The sequence below is a fragment of the Synechococcus sp. H70.2 genome, from assembly GCF_047462275.1.
Classification (GTDB): Bacteria; Cyanobacteriota; Cyanobacteriia; order Thermostichales; family Thermostichaceae; genus Thermostichus.
The window spans coordinates 123,148-145,824 of sequence record NZ_JANSIU010000006.1; the positions used below are offsets into that span (position 1 = coordinate 123,148).

The 22,677-nt window shown below is 59.1% G+C and carries 24 protein-coding genes and 1 tRNA gene; 7 read left to right on the forward strand and 18 right to left on the reverse strand.

The genetic code is table 11. The features are described from left to right. Positions 1-27: 27 nt before the first annotated feature. Positions 28-987 carry a sugar phosphate nucleotidyltransferase gene (locus NW822_RS07775; protein WP_414404056.1) on the reverse strand — a complete coding sequence of 320 codons (960 nt, stop codon included), beginning with the start codon at positions 985-987 and terminating at the stop codon, positions 28-30. A gap of 125 nt (positions 988-1,112) precedes the next feature. Next, the gene (gene zds, locus NW822_RS07780; protein WP_414404057.1) at positions 1,113-2,558 is read right to left on the reverse strand and encodes a 9,9'-di-cis-zeta-carotene desaturase; all 1,446 of its coding nucleotides are present in this window, start codon (positions 2,556-2,558) and stop codon (positions 1,113-1,115) included. Positions 2,559-2,695: 137 nt separating this feature from the next. Here zds and NW822_RS07785 point away from each other — a divergent pair. Beyond that, positions 2,696-2,767: transfer RNA gene (locus tag NW822_RS07785), tRNA-Gly, on the forward strand. A 48-nt stretch (positions 2,768-2,815) separates the two neighbouring features. Here the strand turns inward: NW822_RS07785 and NW822_RS07790 are convergent. From NW822_RS07790 to NW822_RS07805, 4 genes are all read right to left on the reverse strand, one after another. Further along, positions 2,816-3,421 (reverse strand): D-alanyl-D-alanine carboxypeptidase family protein, encoded by a 606-nt coding sequence (locus NW822_RS07790; protein WP_414359894.1) that lies wholly within the window; start codon positions 3,419-3,421, stop codon positions 2,816-2,818. Between the two features lie 178 nt (positions 3,422-3,599). Beyond that, the gene (locus NW822_RS07795; RefSeq protein ID WP_414359897.1) at positions 3,600-4,037 is read right to left on the reverse strand and encodes a peroxiredoxin; all 438 of its coding nucleotides are present in this window, start codon (positions 4,035-4,037) and stop codon (positions 3,600-3,602) included. 45 nt (positions 4,038-4,082) lie between these two features. Further along, positions 4,083-4,721, reverse strand: coding sequence for an HD domain-containing protein (locus NW822_RS07800; RefSeq protein ID WP_414404058.1), 639 nt, complete (start codon positions 4,719-4,721; stop codon positions 4,083-4,085). Positions 4,722-4,804: 83 nt separating this feature from the next. Beyond that, positions 4,805-5,017 (reverse strand): hypothetical protein, encoded by a 213-nt coding sequence (locus NW822_RS07805; protein WP_414404059.1) that lies wholly within the window; start codon positions 5,015-5,017, stop codon positions 4,805-4,807. A gap of 753 nt (positions 5,018-5,770) precedes the next feature. On the opposite strand from NW822_RS07805, the gene treY reads away from it, so the two are divergent. Next, positions 5,771-8,572: a malto-oligosyltrehalose synthase gene (gene treY, locus NW822_RS07810; RefSeq protein WP_414404060.1), complete on the forward strand. Its 2,802-nt coding sequence runs from the start codon at positions 5,771-5,773 to the stop codon at positions 8,570-8,572. A 5-nt stretch (positions 8,573-8,577) separates the two neighbouring features. Here treY and tpiA read toward each other — a convergent pair whose 3' ends face one another. The 3 genes from tpiA to NW822_RS07825 all read right to left on the reverse strand — a co-directional run bounded on the left by tpiA (position 8,578) and on the right by NW822_RS07825 (position 10,839). Beyond that, positions 8,578-9,342, reverse strand: a complete 765-nt coding sequence (tpiA, locus tag NW822_RS07815) for a triose-phosphate isomerase (protein WP_414370455.1) — start codon at positions 9,340-9,342, stop codon at positions 8,578-8,580. Positions 9,343-9,434: 92 nt separating this feature from the next. Continuing rightward, the gene (locus tag NW822_RS07820) at positions 9,435-10,154 is read right to left on the reverse strand and encodes a hypothetical protein (protein ID WP_414404061.1); all 720 of its coding nucleotides are present in this window, start codon (positions 10,152-10,154) and stop codon (positions 9,435-9,437) included. Between the two features lie 7 nt (positions 10,155-10,161). Continuing rightward, positions 10,162-10,839 (reverse strand): hypothetical protein, encoded by a 678-nt coding sequence (locus tag NW822_RS07825; protein WP_414404062.1) that lies wholly within the window; start codon positions 10,837-10,839, stop codon positions 10,162-10,164. 138 nt (positions 10,840-10,977) lie between these two features. Between NW822_RS07825 and NW822_RS07830 the strand changes: the two genes are divergently transcribed. Further along, positions 10,978-11,358 (forward strand): hypothetical protein, encoded by a 381-nt coding sequence (locus tag NW822_RS07830; protein WP_414359912.1) that lies wholly within the window; start codon positions 10,978-10,980, stop codon positions 11,356-11,358. Between the two features lie 19 nt (positions 11,359-11,377). On the opposite strand, the gene NW822_RS07835 is transcribed toward NW822_RS07830, so the two are convergent. Next, entirely contained in the window at positions 11,378-12,493 is a 1,116-nt protein-coding gene (locus NW822_RS07835) for an aldo/keto reductase (RefSeq protein ID WP_414404097.1), read from the reverse strand. Positions 12,494-12,581: 88 nt separating this feature from the next. Next, a complete protein-coding gene (locus NW822_RS07840; RefSeq protein ID WP_414404063.1) occupies positions 12,582-13,871 on the reverse strand; it encodes a cysteine desulfurase in 1,290 nt (429 codons plus the stop codon). 143 nt (positions 13,872-14,014) lie between these two features. Here NW822_RS07840 and NW822_RS07845 point away from each other — a divergent pair, with 143 nt between their 5' ends. Next, positions 14,015-14,233, forward strand: a complete 219-nt coding sequence (locus NW822_RS07845; RefSeq protein WP_414404064.1) for a hypothetical protein — start codon at positions 14,015-14,017, stop codon at positions 14,231-14,233. 88 nt (positions 14,234-14,321) lie between these two features. Further along, entirely contained in the window at positions 14,322-14,618 is a 297-nt protein-coding gene (gene psb35 / locus NW822_RS07850; RefSeq protein ID WP_414359919.1) for a photosystem II assembly protein Psb35, read from the forward strand. 100 nt (positions 14,619-14,718) lie between these two features. On the opposite strand, the gene NW822_RS07855 is transcribed toward psb35, so the two are convergent. Together NW822_RS07855 and NW822_RS07860 are read right to left on the reverse strand one after the other, a co-directional pair. Beyond that, positions 14,719-15,870, reverse strand: a complete 1,152-nt coding sequence (locus NW822_RS07855) for a glucose-6-phosphate dehydrogenase assembly protein OpcA (protein ID WP_414404065.1) — start codon at positions 15,868-15,870, stop codon at positions 14,719-14,721. Positions 15,871-15,995: 125 nt separating this feature from the next. Continuing rightward, complete coding sequence (locus NW822_RS07860; protein WP_414404066.1) at positions 15,996-17,594, reverse strand: glucose-6-phosphate isomerase; 1,599 nt, start codon at positions 17,592-17,594, stop codon at positions 15,996-15,998. A 156-nt stretch (positions 17,595-17,750) separates the two neighbouring features. Between NW822_RS07860 and ribD the strand changes: the two genes are divergently transcribed. Continuing rightward, positions 17,751-18,857 (forward strand): bifunctional diaminohydroxyphosphoribosylaminopyrimidine deaminase/5-amino-6-(5-phosphoribosylamino)uracil reductase RibD, encoded by a 1,107-nt coding sequence (gene ribD, locus NW822_RS07865; RefSeq protein WP_414404067.1) that lies wholly within the window; start codon positions 17,751-17,753, stop codon positions 18,855-18,857. Positions 18,858-18,867: 10 nt separating this feature from the next. Here ribD and NW822_RS07870 read toward each other — a convergent pair whose 3' ends face one another. After that, positions 18,868-19,095 carry a hypothetical protein gene (locus tag NW822_RS07870; RefSeq protein WP_414359929.1) on the reverse strand — a complete coding sequence of 76 codons (228 nt, stop codon included), beginning with the start codon at positions 19,093-19,095 and terminating at the stop codon, positions 18,868-18,870. A gap of 193 nt (positions 19,096-19,288) precedes the next feature. Between NW822_RS07870 and NW822_RS07875 the strand changes: the two genes are divergently transcribed. Then, positions 19,289-19,534, forward strand: coding sequence for a hypothetical protein (locus tag NW822_RS07875; protein WP_414359932.1), 246 nt, complete (start codon positions 19,289-19,291; stop codon positions 19,532-19,534). Here NW822_RS07875 and NW822_RS07880 read toward each other — a convergent pair. From NW822_RS07880 to crtE, 4 genes are all read right to left on the reverse strand, one after another. Then, a complete protein-coding gene (locus NW822_RS07880) occupies positions 19,498-20,358 on the reverse strand; it encodes a DUF1350 family protein (RefSeq protein ID WP_414404068.1) in 861 nt (286 codons plus the stop codon). The genes NW822_RS07875 and NW822_RS07880 overlap by 37 nt on opposite strands. Positions 20,359-20,546: 188 nt before the next feature. Then, positions 20,547-21,146 (reverse strand): hypothetical protein, encoded by a 600-nt coding sequence (locus NW822_RS07885; RefSeq protein ID WP_414404069.1) that lies wholly within the window; start codon positions 21,144-21,146, stop codon positions 20,547-20,549. 42 nt (positions 21,147-21,188) lie between these two features. Further along, positions 21,189-21,650: a divergent PAP2 family protein gene (locus NW822_RS07890; protein WP_414359940.1), complete on the reverse strand. Its 462-nt coding sequence runs from the start codon at positions 21,648-21,650 to the stop codon at positions 21,189-21,191. Positions 21,651-21,708: 58 nt separating this feature from the next. Continuing rightward, a complete protein-coding gene (gene crtE, locus NW822_RS07895) occupies positions 21,709-22,602 on the reverse strand; it encodes a geranylgeranyl diphosphate synthase CrtE (protein ID WP_414359943.1) in 894 nt (297 codons plus the stop codon). Positions 22,603-22,677: the final 75 nt, after the last annotated feature.

Sequence of the window (22,677 nt, forward strand, 5' to 3'; positions counted from 1 at the left end):
GGCGCTATTAGACTTGCCATCCCCTCATTAAACCACGAGAAGGCCTGGCCCGTAAGCCCCCGGCTGCAGGGAGCCGTTGACCCAACTGTAGCTGCCAAGGATGGTGCCGGGAGGGATCCGAGCATGGGGTCCCAAGCGGGTATGGGCGCCAACGTAGCAAGGGGCTTGCAGCTGGACGGCGGGATGGATCTCAGCCGTTTTGTGAACCCAGATCCCGGGCGCCTGCTCTTCCACATCCTCGAGAGGGAAATCCCTCATCCGACCTAGGAGAATGTCCAACTGGCCCTGGTAGTAGCTGGCCGGCGTGCCTAGATCCCGCCAGTAACCCGTGTGCAAGTAGGCTTGCAGCCGCCGCCCTTGCTGGAGCAGATCGGGGAAGACGTGCCGCTCAAAACTGAGGGGATCCCCGCTAGGGTAGTCCTTGAAAATGGCTGGCTCGAGGACGTAGGTACCGGCGTTGATGGTGTTGGTGGTTAGGGTGAGGGCTTCCGCAGGGGTGGGCTTTTCCCGAAAGGATTGGATTTGACCCCCTTCCCCCACCTCCACCAGGCCATAGGCGGTAATGTCCTCAACACAGACAAGCGTAAGGGTGGCGACGGCCCCACTCTGTAGGTGGCATTGGATCAAGGCCAACAAATCCAGATCGGTGAGGATATCGGCGTTGAAGACTACCAGGGGATCCCCGCTGAAATAGGGCTGGGCCAACACCAACGCCCCCGCCGTATCCAGAGGTGTTTCTTCGACGATGTAGCGGAGCTTCACCCCCCAGGCAGTGCCATCTCCCAAAGCCGCCTCGATCTGCCGGCCCAGATAGCCCACGCTAAGCAAAATCTCTGTCAGCCCCGCCCGGCGGCAGCGCCCAATTAGCCACTGCAAAAAGGGCACCCCCAGCAAAGGCAGTAAGGGCTTTGGCTGCCATAGGGTCAAAGGCCGTAAGCGAGTTCCCTGCCCCCCTGCTAAAATCACCGCCTGCATAGCCGTCCTCAAGCCACCTTTCCCGCCTAGATAGTAGGGGAAAAGGACTTGGTCTGCCAGAGCCGACTGGCCAAGGCTAGCTCAGGCCTAGAGGCGAGCCAGGGACGCCACTGCACCAAACGAGGATCTGCGATCTGCTAAGCTGACGGCTCTAGATCCCGGTGGGCAGCCAGGATGGCCTGGGCAGCCAACTGGCCAGAGAGAGTAGCCCCTTCCATGCTGTCGATGTAGTCCTGGGCAGTGTAGCTGCCAGCCAGGAAGAAGTTGGGCACGGGGGTTTTCTGCTGGGGCCGATAGGGCTCCATGCCCGGCGCCTCGCGGTAGAGGGAGTGGGCTAGCTTGACCACGCTGTACCAGGTCAGGTTCAGCTGCCGCGAGGAGGGGAAGAGCTCATGCACTTGGTGTAGCACCCGCTGGGCAATCTGCTCGTTGGGCATGGAGATAAAGGGCTCCCCAGGGGTAAGCACACACTGCAGCAGGGATCCCTGGCCGGGTTTGTAGTAGTCGGCGGGGCTGGTGAGGGCGAGATCCGCAAAGCAGGAGAAATCAGCATCGGCGGTGTAGAGGAGGTTGTCGATGCCGAGCGGCTGGGGGTAGTCGGCAGCGCGTTTGGCCCGGCCCTTCAGCTCCGTCACCCAGCCGTCGAAGCGCAACTGCACCGTGGCAACCGGCACAGAGTCCAGCTTGTAGATGTTGTCGAATTGGGGCCACTGCCGCCACACCTGTGGGATCAGGCGTTTTGCCCCTTCTACCGCCGTTGCACACACATACACATCCGCCTCCACGCGCTCGCCGTTGGCCAAAACCAGGCCGGTTACTGCGTAGGGAGGGGAGTCGCTCACTTCAATGCGGCTGACCCCGCGGCGGGTATAGACCTGGCCACCGCGGGCTTGCAGGTAGCGGACGATGGGCTGGGTGAGGTAATTGTCCGGGGCCCCCTTGAGAAGATTGAGCTTGGAGGCATCGGTTTTGCTGGCAAACATCTGAAAAATGGTCAGCATGCAGCGGGCAGAGATCTGCTCCGTATCGATGAAGCCTAGGGCATAGGCAATTGGGTTCCACATCCGCTTCAGGCTGGCCTCGGATCCCCCGTGGCGGCGGAACCACTCGGCAAAGCTCATCCGATCCAAGGCGCGAATCTGCCGCATTGCTCCTTCGTAATCCAGCAGGCCACGAATCAGAGGGCTAGTGCCCAGCGCCAGAGCGTTGCGCAGCTTATCGGCCCAAGAGAGCTGCTCGGTGGTAAAAAAAGCCTTGAGGCCGTTGAAGGGCGCTCCTAGGGGAAAGCGAAAATCGAGGCTGGCCACCTGCCCACCGCGGTTGATAAAGGTGTGGACGTGCTGCTTGGGCAGCAAATTCTCGTAGGCCCCCACCTTTTTCATCAGAGCAAACAGGTTGCTGTAGTTGCAGAAAAAAACGTGCAATCCCATCTCAATGTGGTTGCCCTCGGCATCCTGCCAGGATCCCACCTTGCCACCAACAAAGGGCCGTGCCTCATAGATCCGCACCTCATGGCCTGCCTCAGCCAAGTGAACCCCCGTTACCAAGCCGGCCAGTCCTGCCCCAATAATGGCTACCCGCATCGCCATTCCCTAAGCCCCGCCAGGGGCTGACGCAACTGCAAAGAAAGATGAACTTCTCCCATTTTGGAACAAAATGCCGCCCACACCCCCCCTTGACAGACAGCCGCAAAATTTGTCACTATACGTGGTCAGCTAGTGCGGATGTAGCTCAGTGGTAGAGCTTCTCGTTGCCAACGAGAAGGTCGCGCGTTCGAATCGCGTCATCCGCTTCTCTGCCATCTACCCTTAGCCCCTCCCCCTAGGGGGAGGAAGGCCAGTCAGCGCCTGTAGAAGGTCTCTAAGCTGTGGCGGTCGCCCACGAAGCGCCAGTGCCAGGGCTCGTAGCTTACCCCTTGTGGGTTGCCGCGGGGAAAGGATAGCTCAAAGCCGAAACGAGCAGCATTTTTCTCCAGCCAGCGGAACGCAGGAGTCTTTTCAAAAGCTTCCTGGATATCCCACTGCGGAAACTGGGCATCCCCAATGTCGATGGCGTAGCCAGTGTGATGCTCACTATAGCCAGGGGGGGCGCTGACCGCTGCCCGTTCTTCTGGTCGCAGAGCCTTCGCTTGGGCTACTTGAAAAAACAACGCCTCCTGCTCCGCCACTGAGCGAAACCCAGAAATAGGGACAAGACGGATCCCGTCGGCTAGGGCCGCTGCGCTCATTCGCCGGTAGCTCTCGGCAGCAGCGTGGCGCAGGCGCACCTCGCGACCGTGGTAATAGCCCACCACCTGGAGACTCTCTGGCGGAGCTTCGGCATAGGCATAGTGGCCCAGCAGAGAAGGCCTGCCCTCTCCTGGTTGAGGTTGAGAACCAGAGAGCTGGCCAGCCTCCTCCTGCTCTAGGGGCTCTCTCCTTTCCTCTGATCCCGGCAACCTACCCACTGCCCACGCTGTTGAGAGCAGCAGCGCAAGCAAGGCTAGACCTAGACCTAAGCCCAGGCTCCAGGAAGCTGAGGAACTTTGTGCTTTTGCTGGAGGGGGAAGGTAGCGACGCGCAACTGGAATGTCGTCGTTCATACCCAAAGAAGGTTAGGAGGCAAGCCCCTCAGGCTCAGCCTCCTCACAGGCCCAAGTCTGCCAAGATATCGCGGGCGTGGGTTTCGGTGTTGATGTTTTGGTAGACCCTAGCAATTTTGCCCTCACCATCAATGACGTAGGTTACTCGCTTGGCGTAGCCGCCTCCGTCCACGTCGTAGGCGCGGGCAATCACACCGTTGCTGTCCACCAAGAGGGGGAAGGGCAGGTTGTACTTTTCGGCAAACTTCTTGTGGGAGGCTTGGTCGTCCATGCTCACCCCCAGCACCACCAAGCCTTTGCTCTGATAGTCAGCGTAAGCATCACGGAAGCCGCAGGCTTCTTTGGTGCAGCCAGGGGTGTCATCCTTGGGGTAAAAATAGAGGATTACCGTTTTCCCAGAAAAATCGGCCAGGGAAACCGGGTTGCCATGGGTATCGATGGTGTTAAAGCCAGGAGCAGGGGTGCCAACCGCGAGAACCATAGACAGGTAACCTAAAGGGGAATAGGACTGCCCTCAGCATTTTCTTCAGCCCTCCTCCTCCCTGTCAAGCGCCGGATTCGGCCCGGCTGTCCGTTGCAACTCGGCCACCACCTCCTGGAGCTCCGCCGCCAACCCCGAAGGTAGCCGTCGTCCTAGGATCTCCGCCAGTGAGCGGTAGTACCAGAGGGATCCCTCCTTACCGCCGGAGAAGCGCTCCCAGAGCTGATCCCCCAGCTGGCGAAAGTCCCGCAGGAGGCAGCGGGCGTTGTGCAGCTTGTCAGCTGCAGCCACCAACAGAACCGAAGCATCTGCTGTTTCCAAATGCTTTAGGTAGGCCGTTTTCCGCTCTTTCCAGTTTTCTTTGGGCTGGCCTCGGGAGCTATCGCTTTCAGTATCCGTGCAGCCCAAGATGATCTGCAGCACTCGTTCTCCAAAGCGCTCCCGCAGCTGCTGTTCAATCTGGGCCCGTGGCTCGCCGCTATAGCGGGGGCCATCCTCGAGGCTGTCATGGAGCAAAGCGGCAATGGCCTCATCCTCATCGGCGCCGTACTCGAGAGCAATGGAGGCCACCGCCAGCAGGTGGCTGAGGTAAGGGATCCCTGTTCCCTTGCGGGTTTGAGCAGCGTGCCATCGGTAGGCGTAACGCATGGCCTCGGCAAACCGCGGCGTCAACAGAGTGGACATTTGAGTGGACATCGGTACCTCTCCGGTCAGGGTTGGAACAAGATTGGGCAGGGATTGCAAGCAACTGGTCGAAACCGCAGAGTTCAGCCGCTGGCCGCTGTCTGTTTTACTGCTAGCGGCTCCGGGATCCCAGCCCCCTGCCAAGTGTACTGCCAGGCAAATGAGCTGGGCGTGGGTATTTGGCTGCTAGATAGCACCTCTAGGCAGCGGCCCTGGCTTGGGGGTAGGATCAGCTCCCCCTCCCCATTGGCCTTGCGGCTGCTATCGGCATAGGTGACGACCGGCTTGGTTACCACCTAGGTGGTCCAGCTTTCTCAGCTCAGTTAGAGGGGATCCCCATTGCTGAGTGCTGGTGTGCAGGTCAGCGCCGTCAGTGAACACCCCCAAAGCTTGGCGAGTGGGGGCCAACTGTTGCCACACTAACAGATGCGACGTGGGCCGGGCTTCGAGAGCGTCAATCCGCGCCTGTATCGTCTCCAGTTGAGCCGCTATCTGTTCCTGTTGCTGCCAGCTCTGCCCTAGGGCTGGGCAAAGCCGCTCTTCGCAGCGGCGGACGGCTGGGTACAGTGACAGCCCAAGGCGATTCTCCGGACAACCCTTGTCTGCTGGAGAAGACTTGCTGGCCAGTATGGCGATGAGAGCTGAGGGCAGCAGAAGAGGCTGTCCAAAGGAGAATCCTTCTCCCGCCCTGCCTTAGCCAAGCTGCCATGACTAGAGACCAGCCCCCTTTTGGGTTCAGGATCGACTTGCCCCCCAGCAAGGCCAAACTTTTGCGCTTGGGTCTTGGGGATGTCTACAGCTGCCTTGTAGAGCAGACCCTGCAATCCCTACCAGGAGTGGCCTAGTCGAGGGTTGGGTAGAGCCTAAAAATGGGAGGCATGCTACTGTCAGAAGGCAATGGCGGCTCCAGGGATAGGATCGGGACTCATTGGCGGCTTCAGGGCCCCGCTGGCTGCTGCCCGGAAGCCAGCTGGAGCTGCAGGGAGTATGTCAACCTAGAAAAACCCTTCTAGTCGCGGGTCAAACCTTGTCGTTGTTTTGAGGTCACCATGCGGATCCCGACTTGCACCTATCGCATCCAGTTTCACGCCGGTTTTGACTTCGAGGCAGCACGGCAAATTGTCCCCTACCTCAAGTTGCTGGGTATCAGCGATCTGTACGCTTCTCCCATCTTTCAAGCTCGCAAAGGCAGCACCCACGGCTACGACGTGGTGGATCCCACGCAGATCAACTGCGAACTGGGGGGAATCGAAAAATTTGAAATTCTATGGGAAACTCTCCACCAGCATGGAATTGACTGGATCCAGGACATTGTTCCCAATCACATGGCCTATGACGGCCAAAATCGAATGTTAATGGATGTTCTGGAAAGCGGTCCCAACTCAGACTTTATCGATTACTTTGATGTTGACTGGGATCACTCCTATCTTGGTATCAAGGGCAGAATTTTAGCACCGTTTCTGGGAGATTTCTACAATAAATGTTTAGAGTCTGGGCAGATCCAGCTTCGTTACGATGCCGATGGCCTTAGCATTAACTACTACAACTTGAAGTTCCCTCTCAATATCGACACCTACGCCGATGTTTTTACTTACAACTTGGGCAAGTTGCGACGAAAACTAGGACGCAGTCATCCTGACTACGTTAAGCTACTAGGGATCCTCTTCAGCCTCAAATTTATTCCTAGCAAAGAAGATCTTCTAGAGCGTACCGACCAAATTAATTTTGCTAAACACTCTCTGTGGGAGCTTTATACCTCTAGCCCTCATATCCAAAGCTTTTTTGATGAGAATATTGCTATCTTTAATGGCAAACCAGGAGATCCCTCAAGCTTTGATTTACTGGACAGTCTTTTGGCACGGCAAAACTTCCGCCTTTCCTTCTGGAAAGTAGGTGCTGAAGAGATCAACTATCGTCGCTTCTTTACCATCAACGACTTGATCTCACTGCGAGTAGAAGACCGAGAAGTCTTTCGCAAAACGCACCAGCTCATCTTTAAGCTTGTAGAGCAAGGCCGTTTTACAGGCTTGCGTGTTGACCACATTGATGGTCTCTTTAACCCCGAGGAATACCTCCACCGTCTCCGGGAGCGCTGCCCAGATCTCTACATTGTAGTAGAAAAAATACTAGGGCCTGAAGAGAAGCTGCCCCAGCAGTGGCCAGTGCAGGGTACGACAGGTTATGACTTTCTAGCTAAGCTGAACGGTATCTTTTGCTGCTCTGAGAACGAAGAAGCTTTTGAGACTCTATACCAAAACTTTACTAATCTACGTCAGTCTCCCGAACAGGTAATCGAGGACAAAAAACGCCTAATCATTGAGCGCAACCTTGCGGGAGACATGGACAACTTGGCCTTTTTGCTTAAGCGGATCACCAGCCATCACCGCTACGCTAACGACTTTACCCTCTACAGTTTGCGCCGAGCTCTGGCAGAGGTTTTGGTGTGTTTCCCAGTCTACCGGGTCTACATCCATGAAGGGATCCTCAGTCCAGAAGGTCAACAGGCTATCCGCCAAGCTGTAGAGAAGGCTAAGGAGAACCTGCCCATCTTGGTCAACGAGCTGAATTTTCTGCAGCGTTTTCTCTGCCTTGAGTTTCCTGAAAATGCTTCAGAAGAAGAGAAAAAAGAGCAAATCTACTTTGCTATGCGTCTACAACAGTTGGCTGGCCCTCTCATGGCTAAAGGGGTAGAGGACACTGCCTTCTATGTTTACAATAGGCTGCTATCCCTAAACGAAGTGGGTGGGGATCTGTGTCGCTTTGGTATTTCTGTCCAAGAGTTCCATCGCTTTAACCAAGAACGAGCAGCCCAGTGGCCCTTCTCAATGAATGCTTCCTCTACCCATGACACCAAACGCGGCGAGGATGTGCGGGCTCGACTGAATGTACTCTCGGAACTACCTGCTGAATGGGAGAGACATATTAACCTTTGGCACGAGCTAAATGCTGGCTATAAAGCTTACCGCAAGCAAGCGAAGCGTTCGGAGATGCCGGATCGCAACGATGAGTATTTTCTCTACCAGACTCTGATTGGCTCCTATCCCTTTCAGCCGGAGGAAGTTCCCACCTTTATCCAGCGAGTTAAAGACTACGCCATTAAAGCGGTTCGGGAAGCCAAAGTTCACACTGCCTGGCTTCGCCCCGATACCGAATATGAAGCAGCTACCCTTGCTTTCATTGATCAGATCCTGCGGCCCTCAAGCCCCTTCCTGGAGTCTTTCCTGCCCTTTCAGCGCAAAATTGCCCACTTTGGCATCTTTAACTCTCTCTCTCAAACCCTGCTGAAGCTCACTAGCCCCGGGATCCCGGATATCTACCAGGGCACGGAGCTGTGGGATCTCAGTATGGTAGATCCCGACAATCGTCGGCCCGTGGACTTTTCCCGTCGCCTAGCTTACCTCGAAGAAATCCAGCGGCGAATTAAGCAGGATCCTCTGCAACTTATCCAGGATCTTCTGCTCCACCGCCACGACGGCCGCATTAAGCTGTTTCTCATCCACCAGGTGCTAAGGGCACGTCAGGAACAGCGGCAGCTGTTTCTAGAGGGCAGTTATGTTCCCCTGCAAGTAAGCGGCTCCTATGCCAACCACGTCATCGCTTTTGCCCGTCAGCACGACAAACAAGTCGTCCTGGTGGTGGCGCCCCGCTTCTTAACCTCGTTAATTGACGAGACGCAGGATCCTCTAGGAGAAGCTGTTTGGAAAGATACGGAAATTCAACTGCCGCGCTGGAAGCGGCTGGAGTGGGTAAATGGTCTCACCCAAGAAGGGATCCCACCTGGCGACACCTTGCCGGTGGGCGCCGTCCTCAAGTCTTTCCCGGTGGCTCTGCTGTGGGGGCAATCTCGCTGAGGAACCTAGGGAGCCGCTGCCGCAGGGGTTAGGGTCTGGAAGTTGACAATGCGGGCAAACTCTTGGGGATCGAGGCTAGCGCCCCCCACCAGGACGCCATCAATCTGCGGCTGGGCCATCAGCTCGTCAATATTGCTGGCTTTAACGGAGCCACCGTAGAGGATGGGCAGGTGGTCGGCACCCAGATGCTGGCGGATAAGGCCAATGACGCGGTTGGCCTCAGCCGCTGCACAGGTTTTCCCCGTGCCAATAGCCCAGATTGGCTCGTAGGCAATCACGAGGTTTTGCAGATCGATCCCTGGCAAGGCGCGATCCAACTGCCCCACAATCCAGGACTCGGTTAGGCCCTGTTCCCGCTGTTGCAAGCTTTCCCCCACACAGAGGATGGGAGTGAGCCTGTGCCGCTGGGCCGCTGCCAAGCGCCAGTTGACGGTTTCATCGGTTTCGCCAAAGTATTGCCGCCGCTCGCTGTGGCCGACGATCACGTAGCGCACCCCCAGCTCTGCCAGCATGGGGCCGGAGATCTCTCCCGTAAACGCCCCTTGATCCTCCCAGTGCAGGTTCTGGGCTCCCACAGCAATGCCGGATCCCCGCGTTTCTTCTACCACCACAGCCAGGTCTGTGAAGGGCACGCAGAGAATGATCTGCCGCTGCGGCCTCACCCCTGCAGACGAGGCTTGCAGGGCTGGACGAAACTCGCGCAGAAACTGGCGAGCCTCAGCCTGAGTCTTGTGCATTTTCCAGTTGCCGGCAATGAGGATGGGGCGCAAGATGGATCCTCCCTAAGCGACACAATGATGTAGTCAATCGCTGGGATCCCGAGCCTGGGGGATCCCGAGCTTTTTTCGTATGTCACAGTGTATCAGCAAGAGGTTTCAGAAGAGGGCGAGGGAGGTTGTTGACGCCGCTCCTCCAAGCTGGCCGCAAGGGCAGCTAGGCAGTCTTGGAGGGGGGATCCCTGCTCTAGGTGCCGGACGGCAACGGCATAGGCTTTGGGGTGAGCTTGCAACAAGGCCCGGCTCTGGCGGAGAAAGCGGTTGATGTAGGCCCTCATTTGAGCCGCAGAGGTCAAGGGCTGGGCTGCTGAGATCCCTGCCAGCAGCTTGGCCACCTGTTGTCTATCCTCCTCATCTCCCACCACTTGGCCATATTGGAGAGACTCCGCGGCAGCCCCTGCCATCCAAAACAGGCCGTAGCGCTCTAGATCTGCCCAGGGGATGCCCCCCTGGGCTTCCCAGGTGCGCATGGGGGCTTGATCCAGCTGCACTCCCCCGTAGCCGGGGATCCCGTGTCGGAAAGCCTGCCAGGGGCCCAGCACGTAGCCGCGCAAGGGGATCCCTAGCAGGTGGGCCACCAAAAGGTGTCCTGCCTCGTGGCAGATGACCCGCCGCCGATAGGCTGGAGAAGCCCAATCCAGCAGCGCGCCCAGCAACCCCGAGAGCCGCCCCCCAAAGGCCACCTGCTCGACAATCACCAAGCCCACCATCCCAGCCAAAGGCAGAGCCAACCGCGGCCCCAGGGCCGCCGACACCACCAAGGCCGCCACGATCCAAGCTGCGCGGGTGATTCCAGCCTCTGACATAAGGTTTCTATGCCTTCACCTCCGGTCCTAGCTCGAGCGCCAGCAGCTCGTCGGCCAACTCCAAAAACGCCTCCCGATCCAGATAGGAAACATCTCCCACCCACTCCCCTAGCTTGACCACGTAGACTTCGCTCAAGGTCGGTCGGCGCCGCAGATCGCGGGAATAGGCCTTCACCAGCGCCAGCACCGATTGCTTTTTAACAATTCGCCGGTAGCGGGGATCGTCCCTGGCCCGCACTCGGTAGAGGACTCCTGTTTCATCGCCAATTTCCATCTCAAACTGGCGCTCGCGCACTTCTTCGATATAGAGTTGCCCATCTTCACCCACCTTTTCCCGCTCTTCCACCACCACCTCGTAGCGGCGGGTGCTCAACACCTGCCCAAAAAACAGTCCTCCGTACGGGATCTCGCGAAAGGCTAGCTGCCGGCGGGAGATGGTGTACAGCGGCCCCCACAGAACGGGATAGAGCAACGAGAGAAACCCCGCCAGAAAGGAGACCGCCCCCAGGAAGGATCCCTCGCCAAAAGCGCGAGACAGCACCAGCAGTGCTACGCCCACCAAAATGGCTGTAATGATCCGGCCTACGCTGTTGAGGGCATCGCTCCAGTAGGCTAGGTACTGAATCCGGGTGGGCAGCAGGGGAATGACCGACTCGCACTCTTCTGGGGTGAGCTCCAACAACATGCCCTGGGGTCCTCAAAACAACCAGGCCCACCCTTCTCCCTGATGAGGGTGAACTAGACCCCATCTTAGAATGAGGCAGAGATGCCTTGCTGCTCAATTTGCCCTTGCCACTCCCCCTAGGCGCCGTCGACATTCACAATGCCCGGATCCCAGGTTTCTTCGACCATCAGACAGGAGGTGGCCCAGTTGGACGAGGGATCTCGGCGCGACAAGGCGTGGCTGGGAGATGCGGTGCTGAGCCTATTTGCCCGCCAGTGGCTGCTCGGCCCGCCGCCCGACTGGCAGGTGCCTTCCCCTCCCGGCTGCGATCTTAGCCGCGCCGAACTCTTCACCTGGCTCACCTCCAACCAATTTTTGTCGGCCCTCCGGGACCCTACCCAGCTGGAAGCAGAAATCGGCCTCATCTACGAAAGAGAGGGTCTCCAGGCCGCCTTTGCCTACATACAGGAACAGCTACTGCCCTTGTTCGTGAGACAGGTACACAACCGCGCCAAAACCCTGCGCGGCAAACGGCGCTAGAGTCTTGAACTCCCCTCTCTCACTCCCACAGCCGCCGGATGGGAGAGCGGTGCAAAAGGCGGTGAGTTTCCGCCAACAACTCTGGGATCGGCAGGTGCTCCGGACAGCGGGGCAGACAGTCGCCGCACTCGCTGCAGCGGTCGGCAGGCACTCCTGGAAACCAGTGCCCCGCCTGGCCAAACATGTTGTAGCGGTACTGGGCAAACTCGGTCATCTCATGGGCAATGGCCAAGTTGCGCAGCCGCAGCACCTCTGGGATGTGGATCCCTTCTGGGCAGGGCAAGCAGGCATAGCACTGGCTACAGCGACTGGATCCCAGGCGTTCTTGCTCTGCTTGGCGCAGCCGCTCCTGCACCTGCAGGCCCTCTGTCCACCAGCGCTCGGGATCCCGCAGGGCTGCCAGGGCTGTCTGCAGCTCGCTGGGATGGGTAACGCCCAAACTAAGGGTATGGATACGGGGATCCGCCAGCAAAAAGCGGTAGGCAAACTCCAAGGGGCTAAAGGGCGCACAGCTCTCCTGCAGGCGCTGGGGCGGGCGGTAGAGCATCCCCCCCTTGTCGGCGGGGGAGATGATGAACACTCCCATATCCTGCTGGGCTGCCGCCTCCAGGGCCGCGGCATTGCGCTGCTGGAAAAAGTGGTAGTGCAAATTCACAAAGTCAAAATGGCCCGTCTGGATGGCCTGCAGGATTAGCTCCAGGGATCCATGGGTGGAAAAGCCGATGTAGCGCACCAGGCCCTCCTGCTGCGCCTGCCTAAGGAGCGGCAAGCCCTTCTGCAGTACCCACTCCAGGTGTTCGGGTAGGTTGATGCCGTGGAAGGCAAACTGGTCCAAATACTCCACCCGCAGCCACTGCAGGGATCCCTCCAGCCGTTCCCGCAGCCTCTCGCCGGGCGTGAGCTTGGTGGTTAGGATCAAGCGCTGCCGCGGCACCGCCAGACTCTGCAAGATTTCCCCCAAAAGCACCTCGGCCTGGCCGTAGGCCTGCGCCGTTTCCAGGTGGTTGATCCCTGCTTCTAGCGCCGCTGCCACCGTGGCCTGGGCCTGTTCTGGTGGCACGTTGACCAGGCGCATACTGCCCAAAGAAAAAGCCGACATGAGCTGCTGCGTGCGCCCAAAGCGGCGGTAGAGCATTGGGGAGCTCCCCCCGCTTTCCGGCTCCGGCGCAGCTGGGTGATGTGGGCTCAGCATCGACTTCCTCGGCGATGGACACCCCCCAACTTTACCCCAAGGCCTCTCTAAAAAACGCCACCGCCTCTGCCAGCACCTCCAGGAAGCGATCCACCTCGGCCAGGGTGTTGTAGAGGTAAACGCTGGCCCGGGCTGTCGACTGCACCTGCAAGTGGCGGTGTAGGGGCTGGGTGCAGTGGTGGCCAGCCCGGATGGCAATCCCCTGCTCATCCAGCAGCGTGGACAGATCGTGGGGGTGAATGCCCTCCACCGCAAAGCTAACCAGCCCTGCCCGGCGCGCCGGATCCTTGGGACCATAGACTGTAATGCCTGGAAGGCGCTGGATCCCTTCCAGGAGGCGAGCGGTTAGCTTTTGCTCATGGGCATGCACGCGCTCTAGCCCAATCTGGCTTAAGTAGTCGACGGCTGCCCCCAAGCCCACCGCTTGGGCAATGGCTGGCGTGCCTGCCTCAAACTTGTGGGGGATATCGGCATAGGTGGCGTGATCCCAGTCCACCTCGGCAATCATCTCGCCCCCACCCAAAAAGGGCGGCATGGCCCGCAGCAGCTCCCGTTTGCCGTAGAGCACCCCAATGCCTGTGGGACCGCACATCTTATGGCCAGAAAAGGCCAGCCAATCGCAATCCAGGGCCTGCACATCCACTGGCATGTGGGGCACACTTTGACAGGCATCCAGAAGCACCTTAGCCCCATAGTGATGGGCTAGCGCAATCACCTCCTGAACAGGGTTAATGGATCCCAGCATGTTGGAGACGTGGGTCACCGCCACCAGACGGGTGCGATTGCCGAGTAAAGAGCGGTAGTGCTCCAGATCCAACTCACCCTCGGCCGTGATGCGGATGAACTTGAGGCAGGCCCCCGTCTTTTGAGCCACGAATTGCCAGGGGATTAGGTTGCTGTGGTGCTCCATCACCGACAGGATGATCTCATCCCCCCGCTCTAAGGTGCTCATGCCCCAACTGTAGGCCACCAAGTTAATGGCTTCGCTGGCGTTGCGGGTGTAGATGATCTCCTGCGGGGAAGGTGCATTGACAAAACGGGCAATCTTCTCCCGCGCCCCCTCGTAGGCCTCCGTGGCTTCGTTGCCCAGGGTATGCACCCCCCGGTGTACGTTGGCGTTGCTGTGGCGGTAGTAGTGATCCATCGCCTGCAAAACCGCCAGCGGCTTCTGAGAAGTGGCCGCGTTGTCAAAGTAGATGAGCGGCTGGCCGTTGATCTGGCGCTGCAGGATTGGAAAATCCAACCGCACCTGGGCAGCTAGGTCGGCAGCGGAGTCAAAAGCCTGTTCCAGCTTGGGAGAAGAAAGAGGGGATACCGCCATAGTCTGCGCAGAAGCCTACCTCCCTCAGTATGGCATTGCTCTGGCCAGCCGCCCCGAAAACTCTCCCTTGCTGGCAGAAGAGAGTTGTCACGGACTGTAATTTGATGTTAAGTTTGTTTACATCCAGTTACAAGGCATTACCCATGCAACCCTCTCCTAGGATCCCTTCCCGCCTCGACTCCGCTTCTGTGGCCCAATACTACGACACCACCAACGACTGGATCCCGAGCTGGACAGAGCAGGCGGAGCGTTGGAATGGTCGCCTAGCCATGGTGGGTTTGGTGATTAGCGTTGCTACAGAGGCGCTGGTGGGCCACAGTGTTTTCGCCACCACTCTCGCCCAGTGGCTGGGACTGCAATAGTTCAGTACGCCAGCACCAGGTCGGGCGTCTTGCCTAGGTCTAGGGACTTGCCCAAGCGGTTGACTTTTTGACTGAACGGAACAGGCCGATGAGACTCGACAATCCCTTCCTTCCCTACATTGCCGTTATGGTGAGCGGGCTGGTGGCGGCTGTTGTCCTCGGTTCAATAGCTTTCTTCAACTCCAAGCGCCCTGCGGGCTGGGAGGGTGCTGCTCGTCCGCGATACGTGCCTCAGTACGAGGCTTCGCCCACGTGGGAAATTGGCTGGACTGAGCAAGCTGAGCGGTGGAACGGGCGTTTGGCCATGCTGGGATTTGCCATCAGCATTGCAGTGGAAGCCCTGGTAGGCCACAGCGTGCTGGCTTCTGTCCTAGGGCTGCGCTGAGCTGGCTTCAACAGGAAATCTCTCAGGGTGGCCTGAGAAGTCAGGGCTTTCGTTGGCCAAACGGGGGTTGGGGTAGATCCTTGCTAAGGAGTTTGGGACTCTACCCCAGCCCTTTGCTTTTCTGCAACTTGAGGATCTGGGCCACCACCCCCAGGGTTTCTTCGTAAAGATAGTCGGGGCCAGGCCGCTGCAACTCGGCAGCCAGGAGCGTTTCTAGAGAATCGTGCTCCAGGGGGGTTACCTGGCGAACCACGCATCTCTGGGCACCTCCCATGGCCTCCATACGCATGCATCCCGTGGTTTCCGAACAGAGCACGGTGCAGGCGTCAACTTCCTGGTTGCTGGAGGTGAGGCGCAGCCCGATGAGATCCCCCGGCTGGCTCATTTCGGAAGCCAAAGGTACGGCAGCCAATTCTGCCCTCACCTCGCCTCCTGTTTGGGTTTGGAAGCGGATGCGGTCAATCTCATAGTCATGTTCCTGAGTCTGGGCTCGCTCGGTGGGCGTCCACCCTAGCCGGCTGGCTAGCCAGCCCAAGAAAAGGAGAGCCTGGCAGGGATTGCCGGCTTTGTAGTCAATCGTTACCTGATCTATCCAGTACAGCGACTCCCGCCGGTCGGGGGGATCGAAGGCTTGGGCAGTAAGCTCCTGCCAGGGCAGCAGCCGGCGCCAGTTGAGATCCCCGCAGTGGTGGCCCTCGCGGATGAGAAGGTCCATTTCCTGCAGGTCTTCCTCAGGATTGACAAAGCCTCGCGAATCGACAATGACCCGGTTGCTCAGGGCCACCAACTTTTGAAACAGCAAGCTGTTTAAGTCCAGGTTTCCTTGCCACCACAAGAAGGTGGGCAGGTTGGGGATCAGCAGGGAAGCCACGGTGCTGCAAGCGCGCACAAAAGCCGATTCCGGCGCTTTCAGGGTGATGTATTCGCAACACACCAGTGAGCTGCGCTGCTCACGGGTTACCGGGCAATAGGCGGCTACCTGGGCCTCGATGGCGTCCTCTGCGGCTCCCTCCCGTTTGGCCCTTAGGTCGATGACGCGGCAGGGGTTCTGACTGGCAATGGCTTCAACGGTGGGGGAGGGCAGCAACAAGGCGTCGTCTAGCGCTTCGTACACCAGCAGGGTAAAGGTGGCAGCCCGGGCGGCGACGCTCTCTTCCTTAGAGGACCAGATCTTGGTTAGCTCCTGCTCAATCTCCTCAAGGGAGACATCTTTTGGGGCTTGCAGAGGCAGGACAGCAGCAGGCTGATCCATGGTCTCCTCCGGCAGTAGGCTCTTGCTCGATCCTAGACAGGTAGGCCGGCTGCTCTGGAGGGGCTTAAGGTGAGGTACAGATTGGCCGGCTCCAGCCCTCGCACCCCATCCAGGCAACAGCAGGCTTAGGCGGGCCGGGGCTGGATGCTCAGCTCCAGCGGTCGACCGGGATCCCCTACCAAAACCAAGCCGCGGCCATTGGCATGCAGATGGCGCACAATCCAGTACAGCGTTTCGACGCGCTCCGGGCAGCCCAGTTTTTCCGCCAACTGGGGCAAGGTCAGGGATCCCTTTTGCTCTCGCATCACCTCCAGCACCTGACGCTGGAGCTGCAGGACGGCGTTGGCTGCTTTCTTGCCCGCTTCCACCCCCGGCTGGTGGTAGGCGTTGACCTGGATGAGAGAGGCGTAGAGGCCCACTGCCCGTTCGTAGAGAGCAATCAGGGCTCCCACGGAGCGGGCATCCACCCGCGGCAGGGTTACGGTAATGGAGTCGCGCCCGTTTTCGTAGAGGGCTTGGCGGGTGCCCTGCAGCAGGCCGTCTAGGTAGTCGCCACTGGTTACCTCGGGCTCTACAAAGGGGGAAGGGATCCCGGGCTCGCGATCCTGGAGCACCTCGATGAAGGTCACAAAGAAGTTGTTGAGACCATCCCGCAGCTGCTGCACGTAGGCGTGCTGATCCGTGGTGCCCTTGTTGCCGTAGACGGTTAAGCCCTGCTCCACCAGGTTGCCCTTTAGGTCGTGGGACTTGCCCAGGGATTCCATCACCAACTGCTGTAGGTAGCGGCTAAACAGCGCCAGGCGGTCTTTGTAGGGTAAAACCACCATATCCTTGCGCCCCCGCCCCTCGCCGACGATGTACCAGGCCATGGCCAAGAGGGCAGCGGGGTTGCGCTCCAGATGGGGTACGCGGGTGGCCTCGTCCATGGTGGCGGCCCCGGCCAGCAAAGCCCGGATATCGATCCCCTGCAGCGCCGCCGGCAACAGGCCTACCGCCGAGGTTGCTGACGTGCGCCCCCCCACCCAGTCGAAGATGGGAAAAATTGCCAGCCACCCCTCCTGCCGTGCCTGCTGCTCCAATTGGCTGCCAGGGCCAGTAATGGCCACCGCATGAGCAGGAAAGGGGATCCCCCCCCTCTGATAGGCCAGCGCCACCTCCACCAAGCCATTGCGCGACTCAGGTGTGCTGCCGGACTTGGAGGCAACAATTACTAGGGTTTGTCCCAGTTTGTCCGCTAGCCGCCCCAGCACGCGATCAAACCCGTCGGGATCCGTGTTGTCGATGAAGTGGATGTTCAAGGGCGGCTGCAGCGGAGCCAGGGCCTCGGCCACAAACTGCGGCCCCAGGGCCGATCCGCCAATGCCAATCCAGAGCAGCTCAGTGAAACATCCTCCCCCACTAGCCGGGATTGTGCCGCGGTGGATCTTTTCTGCAAAGGTCTCCACCTGTTCAATACACTCCTGAATTGCCTGCCGGATCTCCGGCGTGGGGGCCAGCTGCGGCGCCCGCAGCCAGTAGTGGCCCACCTGGCGGCCTTCGTCGGGGTTAGCGATGGCCCCGGCTTCTAGAGCCTGCATCTGAGCAAAGGCCTGGGCAAAGAGAGGCCGCAGCGCCTCCACTTGGGCAGGGGTAAAGCGGATGCGGCTGATATCCACAAAAATTTCCAGCTCGGGGTGGTAGTAAAGCCAATCGCAGTAGCGCTGCCAGAGTTGGAGGCTGTCCATGGGATCCCTGCTGCCAAAGCCGTAACCAGCTTACCAAAGCCTCCCCGCTGGGAGGTGCCGCCGGCGAGATAGATCCCTGGGCCAAGAAGCCGATAGAATTCGAGGCACGGGTTGTTGCAATGCTGGCCTAAACGGTGCAGGCCCAGGCCTCCTTCCATGCCCCTCGAGTGTGACCGGCAGTGGATGGAACGCTGCCTCTTTTTGGCTCGCTCCACACCACAGCGCCCCTCCCCTAACCCGCGGGTAGCTTGCGTTATTGTCGGGGGGGATCAGGTGGTGGGGGAAGGCGTTCATCCGGGAGCCGGCCAGCCCCACGCCGAGGTGTTGGCCTTGCAGCAGGCGGGATCCCTGGCCAAGGGCGCTACCCTCTACGTCAACTTAGAGCCCTGCAACCACTACGGGCGCACCCCTCCCTGTACTGAGGCCATCCTGGCTGCCGGGATCCGGCGGGTGGTGGTGGGGATGCAGGATCCCAACCCACTGGTGGCCGGCAAAGGGATCCGCCGCCTGCAGGAGGCCGGGGTCGAGGTAACCGTGGGAGTGCTGGAGCGGGAGTGCCAAGAGCTCAACGAGGGCTTTGCCTTTGCCATTGTGCGGAAGCAGTGCTTTGGCCTGCTCAAATACGCCATGACCCTAGACGGCAAGAGCGCTGCCGTCACCGGCCACAGCCAGTGGATTAGCAACCCCCTGGCGCGAGAGTGGGTTCACCGCCAGCGGGCCTGGCACGACGCGGTCATCGTGGGATCCAAAACCGTCTGGCACGACAACCCCCGCCTGACCTGCCGCCTGCCGGATTTTCAGGGATCCCAGCCCCTGCGGGTGGTTCTCAGCCGCTCCCTAAACCTACCCCCCGTGGCCCACCTCTGGCAGGTGGAGGAGGCGCCAACTTTGGTGATGACAGAAGCCACCGAGACCCATCCCCTCTGGCGATCCCTGGCCCAGCAAGGGGTGGAGCTGCTGCACCTGGATCAAGTAACCCCGGCTCGAGCAGCGCAGGTTCTCTTTGAGCGAGGCTGTCTGAGCGCCCTCTGGGAATGCGGCGGCACCCTGGCCTGGGCTGCCCTCAAGGATGGAGCCATCCAGAAGGTGGCTGCCTTCATTGCTCCCAAGCTCCTGGGGGGGGCCAACGCACCAACCCCGGTAGCAGGCGAAGGGATCCCTGACGTCAACCAGAGCTGGCAACTGCTGGAGCCGCAACTGCAGACCTTGGGAGACAACTGGCTCATTAGCGGAAAGCTTGCCCCCTCCCCCTCTACCCGCTGAGACAGTTGTTTTAGCGACTCCGGGGAATTCGGCTTACTGGCCTAGCTCGGAGATAGAGAAGACTGGCCCGATATTGCACCAGCAAATTGCGCAGGTAGAGGAGCAGGTTGCGCTGGTAGAGCAAACGGGTGTTGCGGTAAATAAGCTTGCTGCGGCAACTAAGCGCTTGGCTGCGCCGCTTCAGGGAGGCCTGAAGAGAACGCTGGAGAGCTAGGGAGCTACGCCTTTGCCGTGCCATATCCAAACCCTTGAGGCTGGATCCAGTGTAAGGGAGCCCTAGTCGGGCAGTCGCCAAGGGACTAGCTAGCCCAAGCAGCAGCCCAACCGCCTGTTGTCCGACCTTCTCTCCCAGAAAGGCAACTTCAGCGTCTCTTTGCCAATGACACGTCAGCAGCAGTGTTGTTACACTAAATTGCAGCGCAGATTACGATATGTTGATTATCCTTGCCATCGTTATCCTGCTGGGATTTTGGGCGCTGCGTCTGATGGAGCAAGCTTTCCAGCGCCAGGAGTTCTCGCGCATGCTGGCGGGAACCTTGGTAGCCATGGCTGCTGGCGGCGTCTTGACCTGTTACTTCCTGATGAGCGATATCCTACGCCTGTTGTTTCCTCTGCAAGCCCACTCTTCTTCCTCCTATGTTCAAGATCTCCTCTCGGATCTCAGCTGGCTCGAATAGGCCAGTTGGGCTAACAACCAGGCTTTAATACGCTGGATCATGAGATAGTTGGGGGCAAGCAAGTTTTGGTAGAGCAACTGTGTGAAAGCGTCGATAGGGCTGAACTCTTGCCCAACTGGGAAAGGATAGCTAAAGCCCAGTGGAGTTAGGTGATCCCCCTCGAGACACTGCCATTCGGTGTGCTCTCCGTACTTGCGAGAAAGCTGTTGGTAGAGCAGCGGAATATCATCGATATCATCCCGCTGAAACTCAACAAGCAGGTTGTTCCTAACTGGGTATTCCTCTTCAACGAGGCGATTGGTCTCTGCTGGAGAAGGCTCAAACTCTAGCCACAAATTCACGGGTGGCGACGAGGATCCCATCCACATCCGCCACAGATCGCTGAGTTGTTGTTGGGGCCACGCCTGGGCCAAGGCCTGCAACACTGGCAGTGCCCGCGCTAGCCCAGCATTGCTGTAGGCCAAAAAAATATTGCCGCGCCGCTGGGATCCCAAAGAAGGAAGGGCTAGGCAGGAAAGGATCTGCAGCTTACCGCCAAGGCTGTGGCCCAAGCCAAAGAGGGGCAACCCCATCAAACCTTTGCTCTGCAGGCTTCTATGGAAAGATTGGGCTGCCTTGAAAGCAATTTGGGCATGATCAATGTCGGTGGGGTAGGCGGTAGCCACAACGGCCATGCCCATGCGGGCCAATTCTTCCAACAGACGGCTGTAGAAAAATTGCGGGGCGGATCCCACAAACGCTCCGCCCAGAAAGTGGATCACGGCGCGGGGTTGGGGAGGCAGAAGCAACCAAGTCTCTCCGTCTGTTTGCCAAGTCAGTGTCACGGCGCTGCACCCCCGCCCGCAATGTTGAATAGGCCCCACAAGCTGTTACTAGCGGGATCCCACTCTATCCTACCGAGTCGACGGGTTTGGATCCCTATTTGTCTAGCCAAGTCAGGGGGTAGCCCCCTCCTCCCCAAGGGGATAGGCTTCTTGGGCAATCCAGAGGGCCCCCAGCAAGAGGGAGGTTTTTAGAACAGCAGCGTGCAGAAGCTGGTCAACAGCAACAGCAAGGCTGTCAGGAGCAGGCTAAAGCTCCACAACCGCAAAGCGGCAACCAGCAGGATCCCGATAACCCAGATAAGCAAGGCATTCCAGTAGGGTCGGTTGGAACCTTGGGAGACGTTAATCTTCTGAAAGAAAGGCAGCAGGATAAACGCCACATCCACCATTAGACGCGGCAGCCGCAGATCCTGAGGCAGCGGCTGATTGCGCACCGCCAAATACAGCAGTCCCCAGCTTACTACTAGCGGGATGGCCAACAGATAGCTCGACTCAGCCAGCAGCGGTCGATCCACCAGTAGGGGAAACAGAGGGCTAATCCCCCAGCCTAGGTAGAGGTAAAAGTCGAACTTCAAAAGTGGCTGCAGCAGAGGGGGCAGGTTAAGGCGCTGCAGCTGTTGCTGAATCCTACTCCCCTGAGCTTTCGCTCCCCTCTTTTGAGGGATCGGCTTTGCCCCAGCTCGCCAACCGCAGTGGTCACAGTAGGGAGACTTGTACCGATAGGCCGGGATTGGCTTACCGCAGGAAGGGCAGCGCTGGAGAGGACGCGGTTGAGAACTGGAGGCCATGACCACCCGTGATGCTCCTGCTCTAGCATGCCTCAAGTGCGTTCAGTTGATTCCCAGGGCAAAAGACAACGTGATACAAGCTGCCCCCAGGGCTGCCCCGGCAAGAACCTGGAGGGGCGTATGGCCCAGCAACTCCCTCAAGTAGGGCTCCTGGAAGCGATCGGCGCCCTTTTCTTCCAGCCATTCTTCCAGAAGGCGGTTCAACACCCGCGCCTGCTTGCCAGCGGCCTGGCGGATCCCAGCAGCATCGTACATCACTACCAAAGCAAAGACCACTGTTGCCGCAAACAGGAGGCTATCCCAACCTTCCTCCAGCCCCACTCCCACGGCCAAAGCGGTCACCAGCGCCGCATGGGAGCTGGGCATCCCCCCCGTCTCCACCAAGACCCGCAGGTTGAGCTTGCCCGAGCGCACATAAGCTAGGACTAGCTTGATGGCCTGGGCTAACACACTGGCCAGCAGAGCAACCCAGAGAACGTGATTAGCCATCAACTGTTGCAGCATAGGGCTCTCCGGCGCAGGAACAGGAGCAAGGTCTCCACGGGGGGCAGGAGGGATCCCTCTAATGCTGGCGGCGAGTGATGAAATCGGCCAGGGCCAACAGCGGTTCAGCTTGGGATCCGTAGGGACGCAGCGCCTCCTTAGCCGATTGGATCAGCTCCTCGGCCTTCTGCCGGGAAGCTTCTAGGCCCAACAAGCTGGGATAGGTAGCTTTGGCGGCAGCTTGATCCTTACCTGCCGTTTTGCCCAATTGCTCGCTGGTGGCGGTAATATCCAAAATGTCGTCCACGATCTGGAAAGCCAGGCCGATATCCTGGGCGTAGTGGCCGAGGCGGGCCAGCAGCTCCTCATCGGCCCCTGCGAGGATCCCTCCCGAGACCACCGCCGCTTCCAGGAGAGCGCCAGTTTTGTGGCGGTGGATGTATTCCAAGGTCTCCAGGGAAATGACCTTGCCCTCCGACTCCAGATCCACCACCTGGCCTCCCACCAAGCCAGTTGCCGCAGCCGCATGGCCAATGCGGGCAATTACCTCCAGCACTCGCTGCGGCGGCACCCCTCGCGTTTGGCTAGCAATATGCTCAAAGGCATAGGCCAGCAGGGCATCGCCCGCCAAAATGGCAATATCCTCGCCAAACACCTTGTGATTGGTGGGTTTGCCGCGGCGAAAATCGTCGTTGTCCATTGCCGGCAGGTCGTCGTGGATCAACGACATGGTGTGGATCATCTCCAGGGCGCAGGCAGTGGGCATAGCCTGCTCCACAGAGCCACCGGCCAACTCACAGGCTGCCAGGCAGAGGATGGGCCTAAGGCGCTTCCCTCCTGCCAAGAGGCTGTAGCGCATTGCCTCATAGATGCGTTCTGGGTATGCCGGCCTAACTGCAGCTGAAAGCGCCTCCTCCACCTGTTGCTGCCGCTGGCTTAGATAGGTTTCTAGGTCGAAGGTTTGGGCAACCAAGGGAGATTTCCTCTTAACTCAGCAACAGCGGGATCCCTGGCGGGCAGCTGACATTATCGCATGTTGCTCGAACTC